Annotated in this window: 17 protein-coding genes; 13 read left to right on the top strand and 4 right to left on the bottom strand. The window is 62.3% G+C overall.

What is annotated here, in order from left to right:
* Positions 1–34: 34 nt before the first annotated feature.
* Complete coding sequence (locus tag ACJ8QI_RS10380) at positions 35–259, top strand: hypothetical protein (RefSeq protein WP_004934623.1); 225 nt, start codon at positions 35–37, stop codon at positions 257–259.
* Positions 256–522 (top strand): hypothetical protein, encoded by a 267-nt coding sequence (locus ACJ8QI_RS10375; protein ID WP_442532447.1) that lies wholly within the window; start codon positions 256–258, stop codon positions 520–522. Before ACJ8QI_RS10380 ends, ACJ8QI_RS10375 begins: the two co-directional genes overlap by 4 nt.
* Positions 523–531: 9 nt before the next feature.
* On the opposite strand, the gene ACJ8QI_RS10370 is transcribed toward ACJ8QI_RS10375, so the two are convergent.
* From ACJ8QI_RS10370 to ACJ8QI_RS10360, 3 genes are read right to left on the bottom strand one after another with little or no spacing between them, the layout of a single operon-like run.
* Complete coding sequence (locus tag ACJ8QI_RS10370; protein ID WP_071605360.1) at positions 532–684, bottom strand: DUF2474 domain-containing protein; 153 nt, start codon at positions 682–684, stop codon at positions 532–534.
* Positions 685–698: 14 nt separating this feature from the next.
* The gene (gene cydB, locus ACJ8QI_RS10365) at positions 699–1,706 is read right to left on the bottom strand and encodes a cytochrome d ubiquinol oxidase subunit II (RefSeq protein WP_442532446.1); all 1,008 of its coding nucleotides are present in this window, start codon (positions 1,704–1,706) and stop codon (positions 699–701) included.
* Between the two features lie 2 nt (positions 1,707–1,708).
* Positions 1,709–3,109 carry a cytochrome ubiquinol oxidase subunit I gene (locus ACJ8QI_RS10360; RefSeq protein ID WP_004934615.1) on the bottom strand — a complete coding sequence of 467 codons (1,401 nt, stop codon included), beginning with the start codon at positions 3,107–3,109 and terminating at the stop codon, positions 1,709–1,711.
* A 144-nt stretch (positions 3,110–3,253) separates the two neighbouring features.
* Here ACJ8QI_RS10360 and ACJ8QI_RS10355 point away from each other — a divergent pair, with 144 nt between their 5' ends.
* The 6 genes from ACJ8QI_RS10355 (at position 3,254) to ACJ8QI_RS10330 (ending at position 10,416) form a co-directional block, all read left to right on the top strand.
* On the top strand, positions 3,254–4,672 hold the full coding sequence (locus ACJ8QI_RS10355) for an aminotransferase-like domain-containing protein (RefSeq protein WP_060424120.1): 1,419 nt from the start codon (positions 3,254–3,256) through the stop codon (positions 4,670–4,672).
* A 187-nt stretch (positions 4,673–4,859) separates the two neighbouring features.
* Complete coding sequence (locus ACJ8QI_RS10350; protein ID WP_442532694.1) at positions 4,860–6,515, top strand: ABC transporter substrate-binding protein; 1,656 nt, start codon at positions 4,860–4,862, stop codon at positions 6,513–6,515.
* 48 nt (positions 6,516–6,563) lie between these two features.
* Positions 6,564–7,520 carry an ABC transporter permease gene (locus ACJ8QI_RS10345; RefSeq protein WP_048234726.1) on the top strand — a complete coding sequence of 319 codons (957 nt, stop codon included), beginning with the start codon at positions 6,564–6,566 and terminating at the stop codon, positions 7,518–7,520.
* A 4-nt stretch (positions 7,521–7,524) separates the two neighbouring features.
* Positions 7,525–8,475 (top strand): oligopeptide ABC transporter permease, encoded by a 951-nt coding sequence (gene opp4C, locus ACJ8QI_RS10340; RefSeq protein WP_060424016.1) that lies wholly within the window; start codon positions 7,525–7,527, stop codon positions 8,473–8,475.
* Positions 8,472–9,458: an ABC transporter ATP-binding protein gene (locus ACJ8QI_RS10335; protein ID WP_442532445.1), complete on the top strand. Its 987-nt coding sequence runs from the start codon at positions 8,472–8,474 to the stop codon at positions 9,456–9,458. The genes opp4C and ACJ8QI_RS10335 overlap by 4 nt, the downstream gene beginning before the upstream one ends.
* Entirely contained in the window at positions 9,448–10,416 is a 969-nt protein-coding gene (locus ACJ8QI_RS10330) for an ABC transporter ATP-binding protein (RefSeq protein ID WP_060424011.1), read from the top strand. Before ACJ8QI_RS10335 ends, ACJ8QI_RS10330 begins: the two co-directional genes overlap by 11 nt.
* Before the next feature lie 2 nt (positions 10,417–10,418).
* On the opposite strand, the gene ACJ8QI_RS10325 is transcribed toward ACJ8QI_RS10330, so the two are convergent.
* Positions 10,419–11,393: an alpha/beta hydrolase gene (locus ACJ8QI_RS10325; RefSeq protein ID WP_442532444.1), complete on the bottom strand. Its 975-nt coding sequence runs from the start codon at positions 11,391–11,393 to the stop codon at positions 10,419–10,421.
* Between the two features lie 665 nt (positions 11,394–12,058).
* On the opposite strand from ACJ8QI_RS10325, the gene ACJ8QI_RS10320 reads away from it, so the two are divergent.
* From ACJ8QI_RS10320 to astE, 5 genes are read left to right on the top strand one after another with little or no spacing between them, the layout of a single operon-like run.
* Complete coding sequence (locus tag ACJ8QI_RS10320) at positions 12,059–13,273, top strand: aspartate aminotransferase family protein (protein ID WP_070914693.1); 1,215 nt, start codon at positions 12,059–12,061, stop codon at positions 13,271–13,273.
* A 52-nt stretch (positions 13,274–13,325) separates the two neighbouring features.
* Entirely contained in the window at positions 13,326–14,360 is a 1,035-nt protein-coding gene (gene astA, locus ACJ8QI_RS10315; protein WP_038877029.1) for an arginine N-succinyltransferase, read from the top strand.
* Entirely contained in the window at positions 14,360–15,832 is a 1,473-nt protein-coding gene (gene astD, locus ACJ8QI_RS10310; RefSeq protein WP_442532693.1) for a succinylglutamate-semialdehyde dehydrogenase, read from the top strand. The genes astA and astD overlap by 1 nt, the downstream gene beginning before the upstream one ends.
* Before the next feature lie 52 nt (positions 15,833–15,884).
* Positions 15,885–17,225: an N-succinylarginine dihydrolase gene (gene astB, locus ACJ8QI_RS10305; RefSeq protein WP_442532443.1), complete on the top strand. Its 1,341-nt coding sequence runs from the start codon at positions 15,885–15,887 to the stop codon at positions 17,223–17,225.
* 10 nt (positions 17,226–17,235) lie between these two features.
* A complete protein-coding gene (astE, locus tag ACJ8QI_RS10300) occupies positions 17,236–18,219 on the top strand; it encodes a succinylglutamate desuccinylase (protein WP_060424002.1) in 984 nt (327 codons plus the stop codon).
* Positions 18,220–18,475 lie beyond the last annotated feature (256 nt).

The raw sequence follows: 18,475 nt of genomic DNA, 5'->3' as shown, positions 1-18,475 counted from the left end.
CCCCCGGTGAATCAACGGCCACAGGAGGTGGAGTATGCGGAGTTTACCGATTCGGTTATCCAATGAAATCGACGACAGTTTGAACGATATTGCCCGGCGTCACGGGATGGCCAAAACCGACGTCATACGCCTGGCGTTTGCTTTAATGACGATTGCCGACCGTGAGTGGATGAAACAGGATGGTTCCCGCCTCGGTATCGTGCGTGAAAGCGACGAGGGGCTGGAGGCAGTCGCCGTGGTGGTGGGGATTTTTCCATGAAGCCGCAACATGTGCGCCCGCAGCTCGATGCTGAAAGGTTGTATTTGGATCCTTCGCTGGTCTTCGACGAAATGGAGCGGCTGCGCCTGGCGCGCCAGGTACTGTGCGGGATATTTGCGGTCAGCGTGGGCGTATTCGCCGCCCACGCGTATTGGGACAAAAACGAAGCGCTCGGTCAAGTGTTCGAGCTGGTGAAGATCGGCGCCTTGCCTCTGGTCACGCTGGTGGTATCCTTCTACTTTCCCAACAGCGCGGCCAGATAAGGCGCCGCGTCAATGCGACTTCATGCCCGCCGCGGTCATCAGCAGGCGGAACAGCGAGGCGACCACGAACAGCCCCAGCACGCTGGCGCTCCAGATGATCACCAGCCAACCGATGCGTTTCCACCAGGGCGCCGGCGCGGCGGTTGCCGTTTTATCTTGCATAGCGTCCTCCCTTCTCAGTGATAGCCGTGTTCATGGCTGATCTTGCCGCGGAACACGTAGTAGCTCCAGAAGGTGTAGACCAGAATGATCGGGATGATGAACAGCGCGCCTACCAGCATAAAGCCGAGGCTCTGCGGCGGGGCGGCGGCGTCCCACAGGCTGATGGCCGGCGGGATCAGGTGCGGCCAGATGCTGATGCCAAGCCCGCTCAGGCCGAGAAATACCAGCAGCAGCGTCAGCATGAACGGCGAGTAGTGCGCGCCGCGTTTCACCCCGCGTTGAATCCCCCAGGCGCTGAGCAGCACCAGCACCGGCACCGGCAGCAGCCAGAACAGGTTCGGCAGCGTAAACCAGCGGGCGGCGATTTCCGGATGCGCGATCGGCGTCCAGATACTGACTGCGGCCAGCACCAGCAACAGGATCGCCAGCAGCGGCGTCGCCAGGTAATACATGCGCGCCTGCAGGTCACCGGCGGTTTTCATCACCAACCAGGTGCAACCGAGCAGGGCGTAGGTTACCACCAGCCCCAGCCCGCAGAACAGCGCAAACGGCGTCAGCCAGTCCAGCGCGCCGCCGGCGTAGGTGCGGCCTTCGACCGGGAAGCCGTTGATCACGGCGCCTACCACCACACCCTGGCTGAAGGTGGCGAAGATTGAGCCCCAGATGAACGCCTTGTCCCAGATATGGCGTTTCTCCGGCTTCGCCTTGAAGCGAAACTCGAAGGCCACGCCGCGGAAAATCAGCCCGATCAGCATCAGCGTCAGCGGGATCGCCAGCGCGTCGAGGATCACCGAGTAGGCCAGCGGGAAGGCGCCGAACAGCGCCGCACCGCCCAGCACCAGCCAGGTTTCATTGCCGTCCCATACCGGGGCGACGGTGTTCATCATCAGATCGCGGTCGCCGCTCTCTTTCACCCACGGAAACAGGATGCCGATGCCCAAGTCAAAACCGTCCATCACCACGTACATCATGGTGCTGAACACGATGATCACAAACCAAATCAGCGGAAGATCGATGCCCATGTTCAGCTCCTGTCGTCCAGAGTGTCGTTGACCGCGGACAGCGGACGTGCCGGGCGGCCCTCGGTATTGTCTTCTTGGTGTTCATGCGGCTGCGGCCCTTTGCGGATCAGGCGCATCATGTAGGAATACCCCACGCCGAACACCGAGCAGTAGACGATGATGAACGCCAGCAGGCTGATGCTCATGTGCAGGTCGCCGTGCGCGGAGACCGCGTCCTTGGTGCGCAGCAGGCCGTACACCACCCACGGCTGGCGGCCGATCTCGGTGGTGAACCAGCCCGCCAGCAGCGCCAGCAATCCGGAAGGGCCCATCCACAGAATGAAGTACAGGAACGGACGCGACTGATACAGCCCGCCGCGCCAGCGCAGCCACAGGCTCCACACCCCGGCCAGAATCATCAGCATGCCCAGCCCGACCATGATGCGGAACGACCAGAACACCACGGTGGAGTTGGGGCGATCTTCCGGCGGGAAGGATTTGAGCGCCGGCACCTGTTCGGTCAGGCTGTGGGTCAGGATCAGGCTGCCGAGGTACGGCACCTCCAGCTTGAAGCGGGTCTCTTCGCGCTGCATGTCCGGCCAACCGACCAAGATCAGCGGCGTGGCTTCGCCCGGCGGGTTTTCCCAGTGGCCTTCGATGGCGGCGATCTTCGCCGGCTGGTGTTTCAGCGTATTCAGGCCGTGCGCATCACCGATCAGCGCCTGCACCGGCGCGACGATCAGCGCCATCCACATCGCCATCGACAGCATCTTGCGCATCGCCGGGGTATCGCGGCCGCGCAGCAGGTGCCAGGCGGCGGAGGCGCCGACGAAGAACGCCGAGGAGAGGAAGGCGGCGGTGGACATGTGCAACAGGCGGTACGGGAAGGACGGGTTGAAGATCACCTTCAGCCAGTCGACCGGCACCACCTGGCCGTTGATGATTTCATGCCCCTGCGGCGTCTGCATCCAGCTGTTGGAGGCCAGGATCCAGAAGGTGGAGATCAGCGTGCCGAGCGCCACCATGCAGGTGGCGAAGAAGTGCAGGCCGGGGCCGACGCGGTTCCAGCCGAACAGCATCACGCCGAGGAAACCGGCTTCGAGGAAGAAGGCGGTCAGCACTTCATAGGTCAGCAGCGGCCCGGTAATGCTGCCGGCGAACTCGGAGAAGAAGCTCCAGTTGGTGCCGAACTGATAGGCCATCACCAGCCCGGACACCACGCCCATGCCGAAGTTAACGGCGAAAATCTTTGACCAGAAATGGTAAAGCTCGCGGTAGGCTTCATTGTGCGTTTTCAACCATAACCCTTCCAGCACCGCCAGATAGCTGGCTAAACCGATGGTGATGGCGGGGAAGATGATATGGAAAGACACGGTGAAGGCGAACTGTATTCTGGCGAGTTCCAGTGCATCAAGACCCAGCATGGCGCCTCCTAGGGTTGAACATAAATTAACCTCTTGAGTATAGCTGTCATTTTTATGTGAAATACTTGGCGTTAAGTTAAGCACGGAGTACAGTGACTATAATAGTGACAGTTATTTTACTTTTTCATATAACAGTTAATGGTTATGACCCGATACGAGCAACTTGCGCAACAGATTAGAGAACAGATCCAGAACCGGGTGTGGCGGGCGGGCGACAAGCTGCCTTCGCTGCGCGAGAGCGGCAAGCGCGCCGGGTTGAGCCTGATGACGGTGGTGCAGTCTTACCAACTGCTGGAGAGCCAGGGGTGGATCGTCGCCCGGCCGCAGTCGGGCTACTACGTGGCGGCGCGTCCGCAGCCGCTGCCTCAGCCTTCGCGCGGCGAGAAGCTGTTGCTGAGCGAGCAGGTGGACATCAACGCCTTTATTTTCGACGTGCTGCAGGCCTGCAAGGATCCGGATATCGTGCCTTTCGGTTCGGCCTTTCCCGACGCCACGCTGTTCGCCCAGCCGAAGCTGGCGCGGGCGCTGAGCAGCGTAGCGCGCAAGTTCACGCCGCACAGTTCGCTGGCCAACCTGCCGCCGGGCAACGACGCGCTGCGGCGGCATATCGCCCAACGCTATGCGCTGAGCGGCATGCAGGTCGCGCCGGACGAAATCGTCATCACCGCCGGGGCGATGGAGTCGCTCAGCCTCAGCCTGCAGGCGGTGACCCAGCCGGGCGACTATGTGGCGATCGAGTCGCCGGCGTTTTACGGCGCGCTGCAGGCGCTGGAACGGCTGCGGTTAAAGGCGGTGGCGATCGCCACCCATCCGCAGGACGGCATCGATCTGGACGCGCTGCAGCAGGCGGTGGAACAGTATCCGATCAAAGCCTGCTGGCTGATGACCCACTTCCAGAACCCGCAGGGCGCCACCCTGCCGGAGGCCAACAAGCAGCGTCTGGTGGCGCTGTTGCGCGACCGACAGATTTCGCTGATTGAAGATGACGTTTACGGTGAGCTGTACTTCAGCGCGGAACGGCCGCTGCCGGCCAAGGCGCTCGACAGCGGCGGCCAGATCCTGCATTGCTCGTCGTTTTCCAAATGCCTGGCGCCGGGCTTTCGCGTCGGCTGGGTGGCGGCGGGGCGTTATGCGCAGCAGATCCAGCGTTTGCAGCTGATGAGCACCGTTTCCACCAGCGTGCCGACCCAAATGGCGCTGGCGGATTATCTGCTGCACGGCGGCTACGATACCCATCTGCGGCGGCTGCGGCGGCTGCTGGCCCAGCGCCAAAGCGCGATGCGTCAGGCGATCGCCCACCATTTCCCGCCGACAGTGAAGGTCAGCCAGCCCGACGGCGGATACTTCCTGTGGCTGGAGCTGGATCCGGCGCTGTCGTCGATGGAACTGTACCGGCAGGCCCTTTCCCGGGGGATCAGCATCGCGCCAGGGCGCATGTTTACGACCGGCGACCATTTCAACCACTGCTTCCGCCTCAACGCCTCTTTTGAATGGAACGATCGGTTTGAAGAGGCGATCAAAACCTTAGCCAAACTTATTCGGGGGCTGGCGGCGGCAGGCTGAATCGCATTTTGCACGGCGCTTCGCCCCAGAAAAATTCATAATGCTTTTTTCGGCAATGGAATGCCGGTTTCGTTGTTAGACAGCCCTCCAGCCGCCCATTACTCTGCGATAAATTTTGTCACATTTTTATCAACGGGAAGACGAGGGGCAGTGGGTGAGTGGAATAAAAAATAGGCTAAACAAACTGTTGCGCTATCGGCTGACGCCGCTGGCGCTGGTCTGCGCGCTGGGGCTGAGCGCCGGCGTGCAGGCGGAAACGCTGGCCGAAGGCATCACGCCGGCCAGCGACGCTGCTCGGGTACCGGCCGCCGCCAAGCTGCGTAAAGACACCGTGGTGGCGGGCATCTCGGAGCCGCAGGGGATTTTCAACCCGTATCTGTTCACCAACGGCTGGGACGAGAACGTGACCGACGTGATCTTCAGCCGCCTGATCGGCCTGGACAGCCAGGGCAAGCCGGAAGGGCGATTGGCGGAGTCCTGGCAGGTCAGCCCCGATAACCTGACCTACACCATCAAGCTGCGGCCGAATCTGGTCTACAGCGACGGCTCGCCGCTGAAAGCCGACGATATCGCCTTTACCCTGACGCTGCTGCACGATCCGGCCTATGACGGTGACACCGACATCACGCCGGCGCACATCCAGGGCGGCGCCGAGTATAAAAACGGCACCGCCGCCGGCATCAGCGGCCTGAAGGTGATCGACGATCGCACCATTCAGATCGTCACCACCCAACCGGGCGCGACTACGCTGCAACTGATTGGCGGGCCGGTGCTGTCGCGGGCTTACTACGGCAAAGACTATCAGCGCGGCAAGCTCGACGGCGTGCGCGCCTTCAACGGCAAGCCGCTCGGCAACGGCCCCTATATTTACGACAAGTACGTGCCGGGGCAGGAGATCCGCTTCCACGCCAACCCGAACTTCTATCTCGGTGCGCCGCCGATGGCGCGCTTTATCTACCGCGTCACCAACCCGGCCACCAACTTCCAGCTGTTCCAGACCGGTGAGACCGACTACGACGCCTTTACCGCCAAGCCGGACGATATCGAACAGCTCAAGCTGCTCGGCTTCGCCAATATCAACCTCTACAGCTCAAGCGATTACAGCCGCATCGACTTCAATCTCAAGCGCCCGGCGCTGCAGGACAAACGGGTGCGTCAGGCGCTGATCTACGGCCTGGATCGGCAAAGGCTGATCGCCGTGGTGTACCAGGGGTATGGCAAGGTCGCCAACCAGCCGATCTCGCCGATCTCCTGGGCCTATGACGCGAACGGCATCAATCCCTACGCTTACGATCTCGACAAGGCCGGGAAGCTGTTGGACGAGGCCGGTTGGCGAGTGGGCGCGGACGGCATTCGGCAAAAAGACGGTAAAAAGCTGGAGCTGACGCTGCTGGTGACCAAAAAGCTGATCAATGACGCGCTGGTGCCGATCGCCAAGGACAACTACCGCCGGCTCGGGGTGGTGCTCAAACCGCAGGTATTGGACTTCAACGCGCTGCTGGCGCAGCGCAAGGCGGGCAACTATGACCTGGCGTCCCTCAGCACCAGTACGCTGAACGATCCGCATGACGGCGTGCGCGATTTCATCAGCCGCGAGAGCGAGACCGGTTATCACAACCCGCAGGTAGACGCGCTGATCGCCAGGGCCAACGCCACGCTGGAGATCGCCCAGCGTAAGCCGCTATACCACCAGCTGTATCAGGCGCTGGCGGACGATCCGCCGGTGATCCTGCTCGGCAATCGCGAGATTTTGAGCGCCAGCAGCGCGCGCGTCACCGGCTTTAAACCGGATATCTACAACGGCTTGGTCGGCAGCCTGCCGAACGTCAAACCGGCGCCGTAACGCCCTGACGCCGCCGCGCCACTCCGGGCGGCGGCGATGGAATTCGCGATGAGAAATTTTATCCTGCGCCGTCTGTTGCAGACGATCCCGATGCTGCTGTTGGCTTCCTTGCTGATTTTTTGCATCTTCGCCCTGGCGCCCGGTGACTTTATCGACGGCAACATCAACCTGACCGCGCAACGCGCCGCCGAGCTGCGGGCGCTGTACGGGTTGGATCAGCCGTTGTTCAGCCGTTACCTGCACTGGCTCGGCCGGCTGCTGCAGGGCGATCTCGGTTTTTCGCTGCAGTATCAGATCCCGGTCAGCACGCTGCTGAACCAATACATCTGGAACTCGTTCCTGCTGGCGGCGGTGGCGATGGTGCTGTATTGGGGCATCGCGCTGGCGGTGGGGGTGATCTCGGCGATGAAACCCTATTCGCTGTTCGATCATCTGATCACCGTGGCGGTGTTCGCCGCCATGTCGTTTCCGACGTTCTTCCTGTGTCTGCTGCTGATCAAATGGTTCGCCGTCGATCTGCACTGGCTACCGGCGGGCGGCATGCTGCGCACCGGCAGCGAAGCGAGCGGGCTGGCGTGGGCGCTGGAGGTGGCGGCGCACCTGCTGCTGCCGGTGCTGGCGCTGGTGATGCTGCAGGCCGGCAGCCTGACGCGCTATTTCCGCGCCAGCATGCTGGACGTGATCCGCATGGACTATATCCGCACCGCGCGCGCCAAGGGGCTCAGGGAGAAAACGGTGATCCTCAAACACGCGCTGCGCAATGCGCTGTTGCCGATCGTCACCCTGCTGGGGTTCGAGCTGCCGGGATTGTTCTCCGGCGCGCTGATCACCGAAAAAATCTTCAACTGGCCGGGCGCCGGGCATATCCATATCGATTCGCTGGCGGCGCGTGATTACCCGGTATTGATGGGGTTCACGCTGTTTCTGGCAGCCTTGACCATTCTCGGCAATCTGCTGGCGGACATTCTGTACGCCTATGCCGATCCGCGCATTCGTTTGAGGTAACGCTATGTTGGCTACGTTGTTTTTCGGCCGCCGCCGCCGCTGGCGTCAGGCCCAACTGCCGGCGCTGGCGCAACTGTCGCCGCCGCCCGCCGCGCAGGCCTGGCGACGACTGCGTCGCCACCGGCCGGCGATGATCTCGCTGGCGTTGCTGGTGCTGTTGGCGTTGCTGTGCCTGATTGGGCCGTCGCTGTCGCCGTGGCGCGACGACGCCGGCGATGTGCTGAATATCAATCAGGCGCCGAGCGGCGCGCACTGGTTGGGCACCGACTTTCTCGGCCGCGATATCTGCACCCGGCTGCTGCTGGCGGGGCGGATATCGCTGACCATCGGCCTGGTGTCGATGCTGCTGTCGGTGACGCTGGGCTATGTGCTGGGGGCGCTCGCCGGTTATCTGGGCGGCGTGGCGGACAGGCTGATCATGCGCTTCGCCGATCTGCTGATGACCATTCCCGGCCTGCCGCTGCTGATCATCATGGGGGCGATGCTGACCGAGCTCGACGTCTCGCCGGACTACCGCATCTACATGGTGATGATCATGCTGAGCCTGCTGGGCTGGCCGTCGCTGGCGCGGCTGGTGCGCGGCCAGATCCTGTCGCTGCGCGAGCGGGATTTCATGCTGGCCACCGAGGTGCTGGGGCTCTCCACCCGGCGGCGTCTGTTCGGCCATCTGCTGCCCAACACCGTGCCGATTTTGGTGGTGGTGGCCACCATGGCGGTGGCTAACGCCATTCTCAGCGAATCGGCGTTGAGCTACCTCGGGCTGGGCGTGGTGCCGCCGACGCCATCGTGGGGCAACATGATGGATGCCGCCAACAGCCTGATCGACTTTCAGCGCCGCCCCTGGCTGTGGATGCCGCCGGGGCTGGCGATCTTCGTCACCGTGGTGGCGATCAATATCTTGGGCGACGGTCTGCGGGACGCGCTCGATCCGAAAATGAACGGAGTAACACGATGAGTCAACCGCTGGTGGCGTTCGACCGACTGTCGGTGTCGTTTCAGGGCGAGCAGGGGCCGGTGCGGGCGGTGCAGCAGGTCAGCCTGGAACTGCAGGCCGGGCAAACGCTGGGGATCGTCGGCGAATCGGGCTGCGGCAAAAGCGTGACCGCCATGGCGCTGATGGGGCTGCTGCCGCAGCCGTTGGCGCAGGTAGACGGCGGTGAAATTCGCTTTGAAGGGCAGAACCTGCTGTCGCTACGGGCATCAAAGATGGCCGATCTGCGCGGCAACCGGCTGGCGATGATCTTTCAGGAGCCGATGAGCGCGCTCAATCCGGTGTTGACCCTCGGCGAACAGCTGCTGGAGCCGCTGATTCGTCATCTGGCCCTGTCGCCGAAAGCGGCCTGGCGTCAGGCGGTGCAACTGCTGGAGGAAGTGGGATTGGCGCGCGCGGAGGCGCTGATGCGCTGCTACCCGCACCAGCTTTCCGGCGGCATGCTGCAGCGCGTGATGATCGCCATGGCGATAGGGTGCCGGCCGGCGCTGCTGATCGCCGATGAACCGACCACGGCGCTCGACGTCACGGTACAGGCGCAAATCCTGGCGTTGCTGCGCGAGCAGAGCCGGCGACACAACATGGCGATGATCTTGATCACCCACGATCTCGGGGTGATCGCCCAGATGACGGACCGGCTGGCGGTGATGTACGCCGGGCGCGTCGTCGAGCAGGGCACGACCCGGGAAGTGTTGGCCGAGCCGCGGCATCCTTATACTCAGGGGCTGATCGCCTCGCGGCCGGTGCCGGGCCAGCGGCTCCGCCGTCTGTATTCCATTCCCGGCCAGGTGCCGGATCTGGCGCGCTTGCCTGAACACTGTGCGTTTGCCGAGCGCTGTGCGCAGGCCTCCGCTCGCTGCCGCGATGGCATTCCGCCGCTGTACGGCACACCGCAGCGCCAGTCCGCCTGTTTCCTCAACGCGGGAGGGCGCCCGCATGTCGATTGAACCTCTGGTGGAAGTGAAAGGATTAAAGAAATATTTCCCGCTGCGCGACGGGCTGTTCGGGCGAACCACCGGCCAGCTGAAGGCGGTGGACGACGTCAGCTTCAGCATTCGCAAGGGCCGCATTTTCGGGCTGGTGGGCGAGTCCGGCAGCGGCAAAACCACCGTTGGCCGCACGCTGCTCGGCCTGCACGACAAAACCGCCGGCGAGGTGATGTTCAAAGGGCAGGCGTTGGATAGCCTGAGCAAAGAGGCGTTGCGCGCCCTGCGGCCGAAAATGCAGCTGGTGTTTCAGGATCCGTACAGCTCGCTGAATCCGCGCCTGCGCGTGGGCGACGCCATCGGCGAAGCGCTGTTGCAGCACGGCCTGGCGAGCAAGGCGGAACTGCGCGAGCGAGTGCTCGATACCCTGTCGATCTGCGGGCTGTCTCCACAGCATTACGGGCGGTTTCCGCATGAGTTTTCCGGCGGCCAGCGCCAGCGCATCGGCATCGCGCGCGCGCTGATCCTGCAGCCGGAGTTTATCGTCGCCGACGAACCGATATCGGCGCTCGACGTGTCGATTCAGGCGCAGATCATCAATCTGTTTTCCGATTTGCAGGAACGGCAGGGGGTGACGCTGCTGTTTATTTCGCACGATCTCGGCGTGGTAGAGCACCTGTGTCAGGACGTGGCGGTGATGTACCTGGGGCAGATCGTCGAGAGTGCCGACCGCGATGCGTTATTTCGCCGGCCGCTGCATCCCTACACGCAGGCCTTGCTGGCGGCGGTGCCGACGCTGGATGTGCATCGCTCGCTGCCGCGGGCAGCAAGCGGCGAGCCGCCCAATCCCGCCAACCCGCCGCACGGCTGCCGTTTTCATCCGCGCTGCCCGCAGGCCACGGCGCAGTGCCGTGAACAGGCGCCGCGCCTGCGCAGCGTGGCGCCCGGTCATCAGGTGGCGTGCCATGTGGTCGGCTAGCGTCAGGACAGGTAGTGCTTCAACGCGCGCCCGGCCTGGTGGATCGCCGAATGCACCGCCGGGACGTGGGCGAGCGGATTCAACAGGCCGTAGTCGTGGATCAGCCCGTTATAGCGGGTGGAGGTGACCTCGACGCCGGCGGCATCGAGCAGACGCGCGTAGGCTTCGCCCTCATCGCGCAGCACGTCCAGCTCGGCGGTTTGCACCAGCGCCGGCGGCAAACCCCGCAGCTGTTCCGGCGTAGCGTTGAGCGGCGAGGCGTAGATGTCTTTGCGCTGCGCCTTATCGGGCGCGTAACTGTCCCAAAACCACTTCATCATGTTGCGAGTCAGGAAATGGCCTTCGGCGAACTGATGATAGGAGTCGGTATCAAACTGGGCGCGGGTGACGGGCCACAGCAGGATCTGGCAACGCAGCGCCGGTATGCCTTTCTCTTTGGCCATCAGGCTGACCACCGTCGCCATATTGCCGCCGGCGCTGTTGCCGACCACCGCCAGCCGCGAACCGTCGACGTTGATCTTCTCGCCGTACTCGGCCACCCATTCGGTGGCGGCGTAAGCCAGGTTGATCGCCTCAGGGTAGCGCACCTCCGGTGAACGGGGATAGTTGACGAACACCGCCGCCGCGCCTGAGCTGTGCACCAGATCGCGCACCAGCCGTTCATGGGTGGGGAAATCGCCCAGCACCCAGCCACCGCCGTGAAAGAACATGAATACCGGCAACGCCTCTTTGACCCTGGCCGGCCGCACCAGCTGCAACAGAATATCCTGACCTTCTACGTGAATGGTTTTCTCGCTGATCTCGACCTCGCGCAGCGGCACCTCGACGCTGCGCTGCGCGTCCTCCAAGACCCTGCGCGCCTCTTTGGGCTTCATCTGTTCCATGGGTTTACCGCCGCCGGCATTCAGCGCGTCGAGAAACGCGCGGATGTCGTGCTGGGCGTGCGGCTGGCTGAGAACGACGGTTTTCTTGGGCATGGTGACTCCTTGTGCGCAGAAGAGAAGGGGCGGTCAGGATCACAGTGTAGACGCTGGCGCACAAAGCAGGAGCCACGGTCAGCGCGGCCCTGTTTCGGGAGCATGGCGGGGGAGATCTCTGCGTCGCTGCCGCGTTGCACAATTTTGGCGCACCGCTGCACCCGATGGGGGCAAAAAGCGTGATAGCGAGCAAAGGGGGGGAAATTATTTTTGCGAGCCCGATCAGAAATCCTGAAGTTTTTCGTAATTGAATAGGATTTCGCGCGCAATGATGATTTTAGGCCTTATTTTTTAATTTATGCATTACCAATGCATAGAAAATGAATAAATATTCATTATAAGCCGTTGTTTTAACGTAAAAAATAGCAAAATACGGCAAAAATCCCGTTTTGGCACGATAGCTGCTCTACACTCTTTATCAAACGACATGTATTTTAACTGCTCGTTAACATTTACTCCCCGCTCAGGGACCGGATATACGCCATAAATAGTGAAAAATCGATTTTATGTAACAGATTTGTTTCTAAATCAGCGGTAAGGGACAGCATTTTCTCCGCCGGGAAAGTCGGTTTTGAACAACGGTTTTTTTGCATTGTGGCGGCCTAGCCGGGCTTGAGCGGTCCTTACAGTCAAAATTCAGCCTTTGCTGAGATTATGAGGTCACTATGGAACAGCCAATCGCAGTTACCCGCCAGTCTTTCGATGACTGGATGGTCCCGGTTTATGCCCCTGCCGATTTTATTCTGGTGCGGGGAGAAGGATCGCAGGTGTGGGATCAGCAGGGTAAGTCTTACATCGATTTCGCCGGCGGCATTGCGGTTAACGCGTTGGGGCATGCGCACCCGGCGGTCAAGGCGGCGCTGGTGGAGCAGGCGGGCAAACTGTGGCATCTGGGCAATGGCTATACCAACGAACCGGTGCTGCGCCTGGCCAAAAAGCTGATCGACGCCACCTTCGCCGACAAGGTGTTCTTCTGTAACTCGGGCGCTGAAGCCAACGAAGCGGCGCTGAAACTGGCGCGCAAGCATGCGCACGACCAGCACGGCGCCGGTAAAGATCAGATTGTGGCGTTCAACAACGCGTTCCACGGCCGTACGCTGTTTACGGTGTCCGCCGGTGGCCAGCCAAAATATTCGCAGGACTTTGCACCGCTGCCAGGCGGCATCACCCATACGCCGTATAACGATCTGGCCGCGGCGGCCGAGCTTATCAACGATCGCACCTGTGCGGTGATCGTCGAGCCTATCCAGGGCGAAGGCGGCGTGCTGCCGGCGGAAGCCAGTTTCCTGCAGGGGCTGCGTGAACTGTGCGATCGCCATAATGCGCTGCTGATCTTCGACGAAGTGCAGACCGGCGTCGGCCGCACCGGCCACCTGTATGCCTACATGCAGTACGGCGTGGTGCCTGATGTGCTGACCACGGCCAAAGCGCTGGGCGGCGGCTTCCCGATCGGCGCCATGCTGACCACCGATGCGCTGGCGAAAACGCTGGGCGTCGGCACCCACGGCACGACCTACGGCGGCAACCCGCTGGCGACGGCGGTGGCGGGGGCGGTGTTCTCCATCATCAACACCCCGGAAGTGCTGGAAGGCGTCAAACAGCGTCACCAGTGGTTTATCGACGGGTTGAACGACATCAACCGCCAGTATCCGATTTTCGCCGAGATTCGCGGCGGCGGTTTGCTGATCGGCTGCCAATTGACGAAAGACTATGCCGGCAAAGCGAAGCAGATCACCCAGCTGGCCAATGAAGAAGGCGTTATCGCGCTGATCGCCGGCCCGGACGTGGTGCGTTTCACGCCGTCGCTGATCATCCCTGAGCAGGATGTGAAAGAGGGGCTGGCGCGATTCGCGCGCGCCGTGGCGCGCATTTGCAGCTAATCAGCGGGCTGCGCCTTCACCGGCGCAGCCTGATTCAGAAGAGGTTCGCATTATGATGATTATTCGCCCTATAGAGCGTCGCGATCTGGCGGATTTACTGACGCTTGCCGGTAAATCCGGCATTGGTCTCACTTCACTGCCGCAAAATGAAGATACCCTGTCGGCACGCATTGAGCGGGCGTTAAAAACCTGGCAAGGCGAACTTCCGCAAAGTGACCAGTGTTATTTGTTCGTGTTGGAGGACAGCGAGCGCCGGCAGGCGGTGGGTGTCTGTGCGATCGAAGTGGCCGTCGGCCTGGCGGAACCCTGGTACAGCTTCCGCGTCGGCACGCAGGTGCACGCTTCCAAACAGCTGAACGTCTATAAATCGGTGCCGACGCTGTTCCTCAGCAACGACCATACCGGCCATTCGGAGCTGTGCACGCTGTTCCTCGATCCGGATTATCGTCACGGCGAGAACGGCAAGCTGCTGTCGAAGGTGCGTTTCCTGTTTATTGCCGCGTTCCGCGAGCGTTTCTCACGGCGCCTGATCGCCGAGATGCGCGGTTTCTCCGATGAAAACGGCCGTTCGCCGTTCTGGGAGAGCGTCGGCCACCATTTCTTCTCCATCGAGTTCGCCAAGGCGGACTACCTGAGCGGCACCGGGCAGAAGGCGTTTATCGCCGAGCTGATGCCGAAACATCCGCTGTATGTCGATTTCCTGGCCGAAGACGCGCAGAAGGTGATCGGCGAGGTGCACCCGCAAACCCTGCCGGCGCGCCGCTTGCTGGAGGCGGAAGGCCTGAGCTATCAGGGCTACGTCGATATCTTCGACGGTGGCCCGACGCTGGAAGCCGAGATCGATCACATCCGCGCGGTGAAGCAGAGCCGCCTGGTGAAAGTGGTGCTGGATGACACGCCGATGCGCGCCGATGCGCCGGTGCATCTGGTGGCCAACGACAACTATCAGAACTACCGCGCACTGTTGGTCAATGCCGATCTGTATGACGACCGCCTGCATATCAACGCCGCCACCGCCGCGGCGCTGGGCGTCGAGCAGGGCAGCCCGGTGCGGGTGCTCCCCCTTATTGCACAGGAGAAAGCATGATGTCCCATCCAGCACTGTTGATTAACGGCGTCTGGCGGCAGGGCCGCGGCGACGAGTTCGGCAAAGCCGATCCGGTCGGCAACCAGCCGCTGTGGCGAGCCAACGCCGCCGACGGCGATGACGTTGCCGCCGCCTGCGAAGCCGCGCGTGCCGCGTTCCCGGCTTGGGCACGTACGCCGTTCGAGCAGCGCGAACAGCTGGTAAAACGCTTCGCCGCCTTGCTGGAAGAACACAAGCAGTCGCTGGCGGAAACCATCAGCCGCGAGACCGGCAAACCGCGCTGGGAAACGCTGACCGAAATTCAGGCGATGATCGGTAAGGTGGGCATTTCGCTGCAGGCCTATCAGACGCGCACCGGCTTTAGCCAGACGGCGATGGCCGACGGCGCTTCGGTGCTGCGCCATCGTCCGCACGGCGTGCTGGCGGTGTTCGGGCCTTACAACTTCCCCGGCCATCTGCCGAACGGCCATATCGTGCCGGCGCTGTTGGCCGGTAACTGCGTGGTATTCAAACCGAGCGAGCTGACGCCGCTGACCGCCGAGGAGACCCTCAAGCTGTGGCTGCAGGCCGGTCTACCGGACGGGGTGATCAACCTGGTGCAAGGCGGCCGCGAGACCGGCGAAGCGCTGGCGGCCAGCGCGGATATCGACGGCCTGCTGTTCACCGGCAGCGCCGGCACCGGCTATCACCTGCATCGCCAACTGGCGGGGCAGCCGGAGAAGATCCTGGCGCTGGAGATGGGCGGCAACAACGCGCTGATCGTCGACGGTTTCGACGATCGCGATGCGGCGGTCAACCTGGCTATCCAATCGGCATTTATCTCCGCCGGTCAACGCTGCACCTGTTCACGCCGTATTCTGGTGAAGCAGGGTGCCGAAGGCGATGCCTTTATCGCGCGTCTGGTCCAGGTGGCGGGCGAACTGCGGGTCGGCCGCTGGGATGCCGAACCGCAGCCGTTCATGGGCGGGGTGGTGTCGGCAGCCGCGGCGGAAAACATGCTGAAAGCGCAGCAGCACTTGCTGGCGCTGGGCGGCAAATCGCTGCTGGCCCTGCGCCTGCTGGAGCCGGGCAGCTCGCTGCTCAGCCCGGGTATCGTCGATCTGACCGGCGTGGCCGGCGTACCGGACGAAGAGTATTTCGGGCCGTTGACCACCATCGTGCGTTACCGCGATTTCGACGAGGCGCTGCAGCTGGCCAACCGGACGCGCTACGGCCTGTCGGTGGGGCTGGTATCGCCGCAGCGCGAGCTGTTCGAGCGATTGCTGCTGGAAGCGCGCGCCGGCATCGTCAACTGGAACAAGCCGCTGACCGGGGCGTCCAGCGCGGCGCCGTTCGGTGGCGTGGGGGCCTCCGGCAACCATCGCCCAAGCGCCTTCTATGCGGCGGACTATTGCGCCTGGCCGATGGCTTCGCTGGAAAGTGAAAGCCTGTCGCTGCCGGCGACGCTCTCGCCGGGCTTGGCGTTCCGTTAATCGTCTGCGGCGGCGCGCCGGCGTCGCCGCACGCTATCCCCAGGGGATGAACATGTCAGGATATGAAGTCAATTTCGACGGTTTGGTGGGGCCGACGCACCACTATGCCGGGTTGTCGTTCGGCAACGAGGCGTCGACGCAGCATCAAAACAGCGTATCGAACCCGAAGCTGGCGGCGAAACAAGGCTTGCTGAAAATGAAGGCGTTGGCCGATCTCGGTTTCCAGCAAGGGGTATTGCCGCCGCAGGAACGCCCGCATTTGCCGATGCTGCGTCGCCTGGGCTTCAGCGGCAGCGATGAGGCGGTGCTGGCGCAGGCGATGCGTCAGTCGCCGCGCCTGCTGTCGGCGCTCAGTTCGGCGTCGTGCATGTGGACCGCCAATGCGGCCACCGTGTCGCCCTCGGCGGACAGCGCCGACGGCAAGGTGCATTTCACCGCTGCCAACCTGAATAACAAATTCCACCGCGCCATCGAAGCGGAAACCACCACCGCCGTATTGCGGGCGATGTTCAGCGACGATCAGCATTTCGCCCACCATGAGGCGCTGCCGCAGGTGGCGTTGTTCGGTGACGAAGGGGCGGCCAACCACAACCGTTTGGGCGGCGACTACGCCAAACGCAGCGTGCAGGTGTTCGTCTACGGTCGGCAGGAGTTCGGCGGCGAAACGGCGCCGGCGCGTTATCCGGCGCGCCAGACGCGCGAAGCCGGCGAGGCGATCGCTCGCCTGCACCAGCTGGACGAGCAGCATACGGTCTTCGTGCAGCAAAACCCGGCGGTGATCGATCAGGGCGTGTTCCATAACGACGTGATTGCGGTCAGCAACCAGAACGTGCTGTTCCACCACCAGCAGGCGTTTTACCGCCAGCAGCAGGCGCTGGATGAAGTGCGCCGCAAGATGGCGACGCTGGACAGCGAGCTGGTGGCGATCGAAGTGCCGACGGAGCGTGTCTCGGTGGCGGACGCGGTGGCGACCTACCTGTTCAACAGCCAAATTCTTACCAAGCCGAACGGCAAGATGATGATCGTCGTGCCGGAGGAGTCGCGTCAGCACGCCGGCGTGTGGCGTTATCTCAACGACATGGTCGGCAGCGGCGGCCCGATCGAGGAAATTCGCGTGTTCGACCTGCGTGAAAGCATGCGCAACGGCGGCGGCCCGGCCTGCCTGCGGCTGCGGGTAGCGCTTAACGAGCAGGAGCTGCGGGCGGTTAACCCGCGCGTGATGATGAACGAGCGGCTGTTCGCGACGCTGAACGAATGGGTCGACCGCCATTATCGCGATCGCCTGACGCAGGATGATCTGGCCGATCCGCTGCTGCTGCGCGAAGGGCGCGAGGCGCTGGATTCGCTGACGTCGATCCTCGGTCTCGGCTCCATCTATCCATTCCAACGCTAAGGGAGGCGGCATGATCGATCTACTGCCCCTGACGCTGGAAGGGAACGAACCCGTCGAATGGCAAGGTGAAACCCCGCAGCTGCGCTGGCGCTGGCAGGGGGAAGGGGTGCTGGAGCTCACGCCGCGGCAACCCTACCGCCAGGCGATGGTGATGTCGGCGGGGGTGCACGGCAACGAAACTGCGCCGATCGAACTGCTCAATCAGCTGGTCGGCGACCTGCTGGCCGGCCGGTTGCCGCTGAGGGTGCGGCTGTTGGTGGTGTTGGGTAACCCGGCGGCGATGCGGGCCGGCAAGCGTTATCTGCACAGCGATATGAACCGCATGTTCGGCGGCCGCTACCGCAACTTCGCCGCCAGCGGCGAAACCGTGCGTGCGCAGCAGCTGGAGCGTGCGCTCGCCGCCTTTTTCGATGGGGAACAGGCGGCGCGTTTCCATTACGATTTGCACACCGCCATCCGTGAATCGCGTTTGCCGCGCTTTGGCATTCTGCCTTTCCAGAAACGCCCGTACAGCGAGCCGATGTTGAAGCTGCTGGATGCGGCCGATCTGGATGCGCTGGTGGTACACAGCGCGCCGGGCGGCACTTTTAGCCATTATTCCAGCGAACATCTCAATGCGGCGAGCTGTACGCTCGAGTTGGGCAAGGCGCGGCCGTTCGGCAGCAACGATCTGCAGCAGTTCGCCGCCATCGATCTCGCTCTGCGGGCGGCGGTCAGTGAAGGGCCCCTGCCGGTGCGTGCGGCCGATGAGATTCGGGTTTTCCGCGTGATGCACTCGTTGATCAAGCACAGCGAAGATTTCAAGCTGCACCTGGGCGATGACACGGCCAACTTCACCGAACTGAAACCGGGCATGTTGCTGTGCGAGCAGCCGCAGGAGGACTATCGCGTGGGCCAGGAGGGGGCTTGGATACTGTTCCCTAACCCCAATGTGGCGTTGGGCCTGCGCGCCGGTATGTTGTTGAACGAAGTGCCCCGCTCTACGCTGTATTGATTTATCCACGGCGATGCCGTCAGCGCGCCGCCGTTATTCCCTTCATTATTTTATTCTGCTATTTCCCGCTATTTTAATTGGCGTAAGGCGAATTTTATTCGTTCCGAAGAGATTCCCTTATGTGAATGAATAAAAGGCGGTGTCAGATGATTAGCTGAAAGTCTTAATTGCCTGGTGAATTTGTTAAGATAAAAATGTGAAATAAGTAACGTTTTTAATAACCATGCTAATTTTGTTGTTACTTTGGGATCGTGCA

Source organism: Serratia sp. CY84636 (assembly GCF_052166245.1).
Taxonomy (GTDB): Bacteria; Pseudomonadota; Gammaproteobacteria; order Enterobacterales; family Enterobacteriaceae; genus Serratia; species Serratia nevei.
Note: the sequence above shows the minus strand (reverse complement) of the source record. Positions and strands in the feature narration are given on the sequence as shown.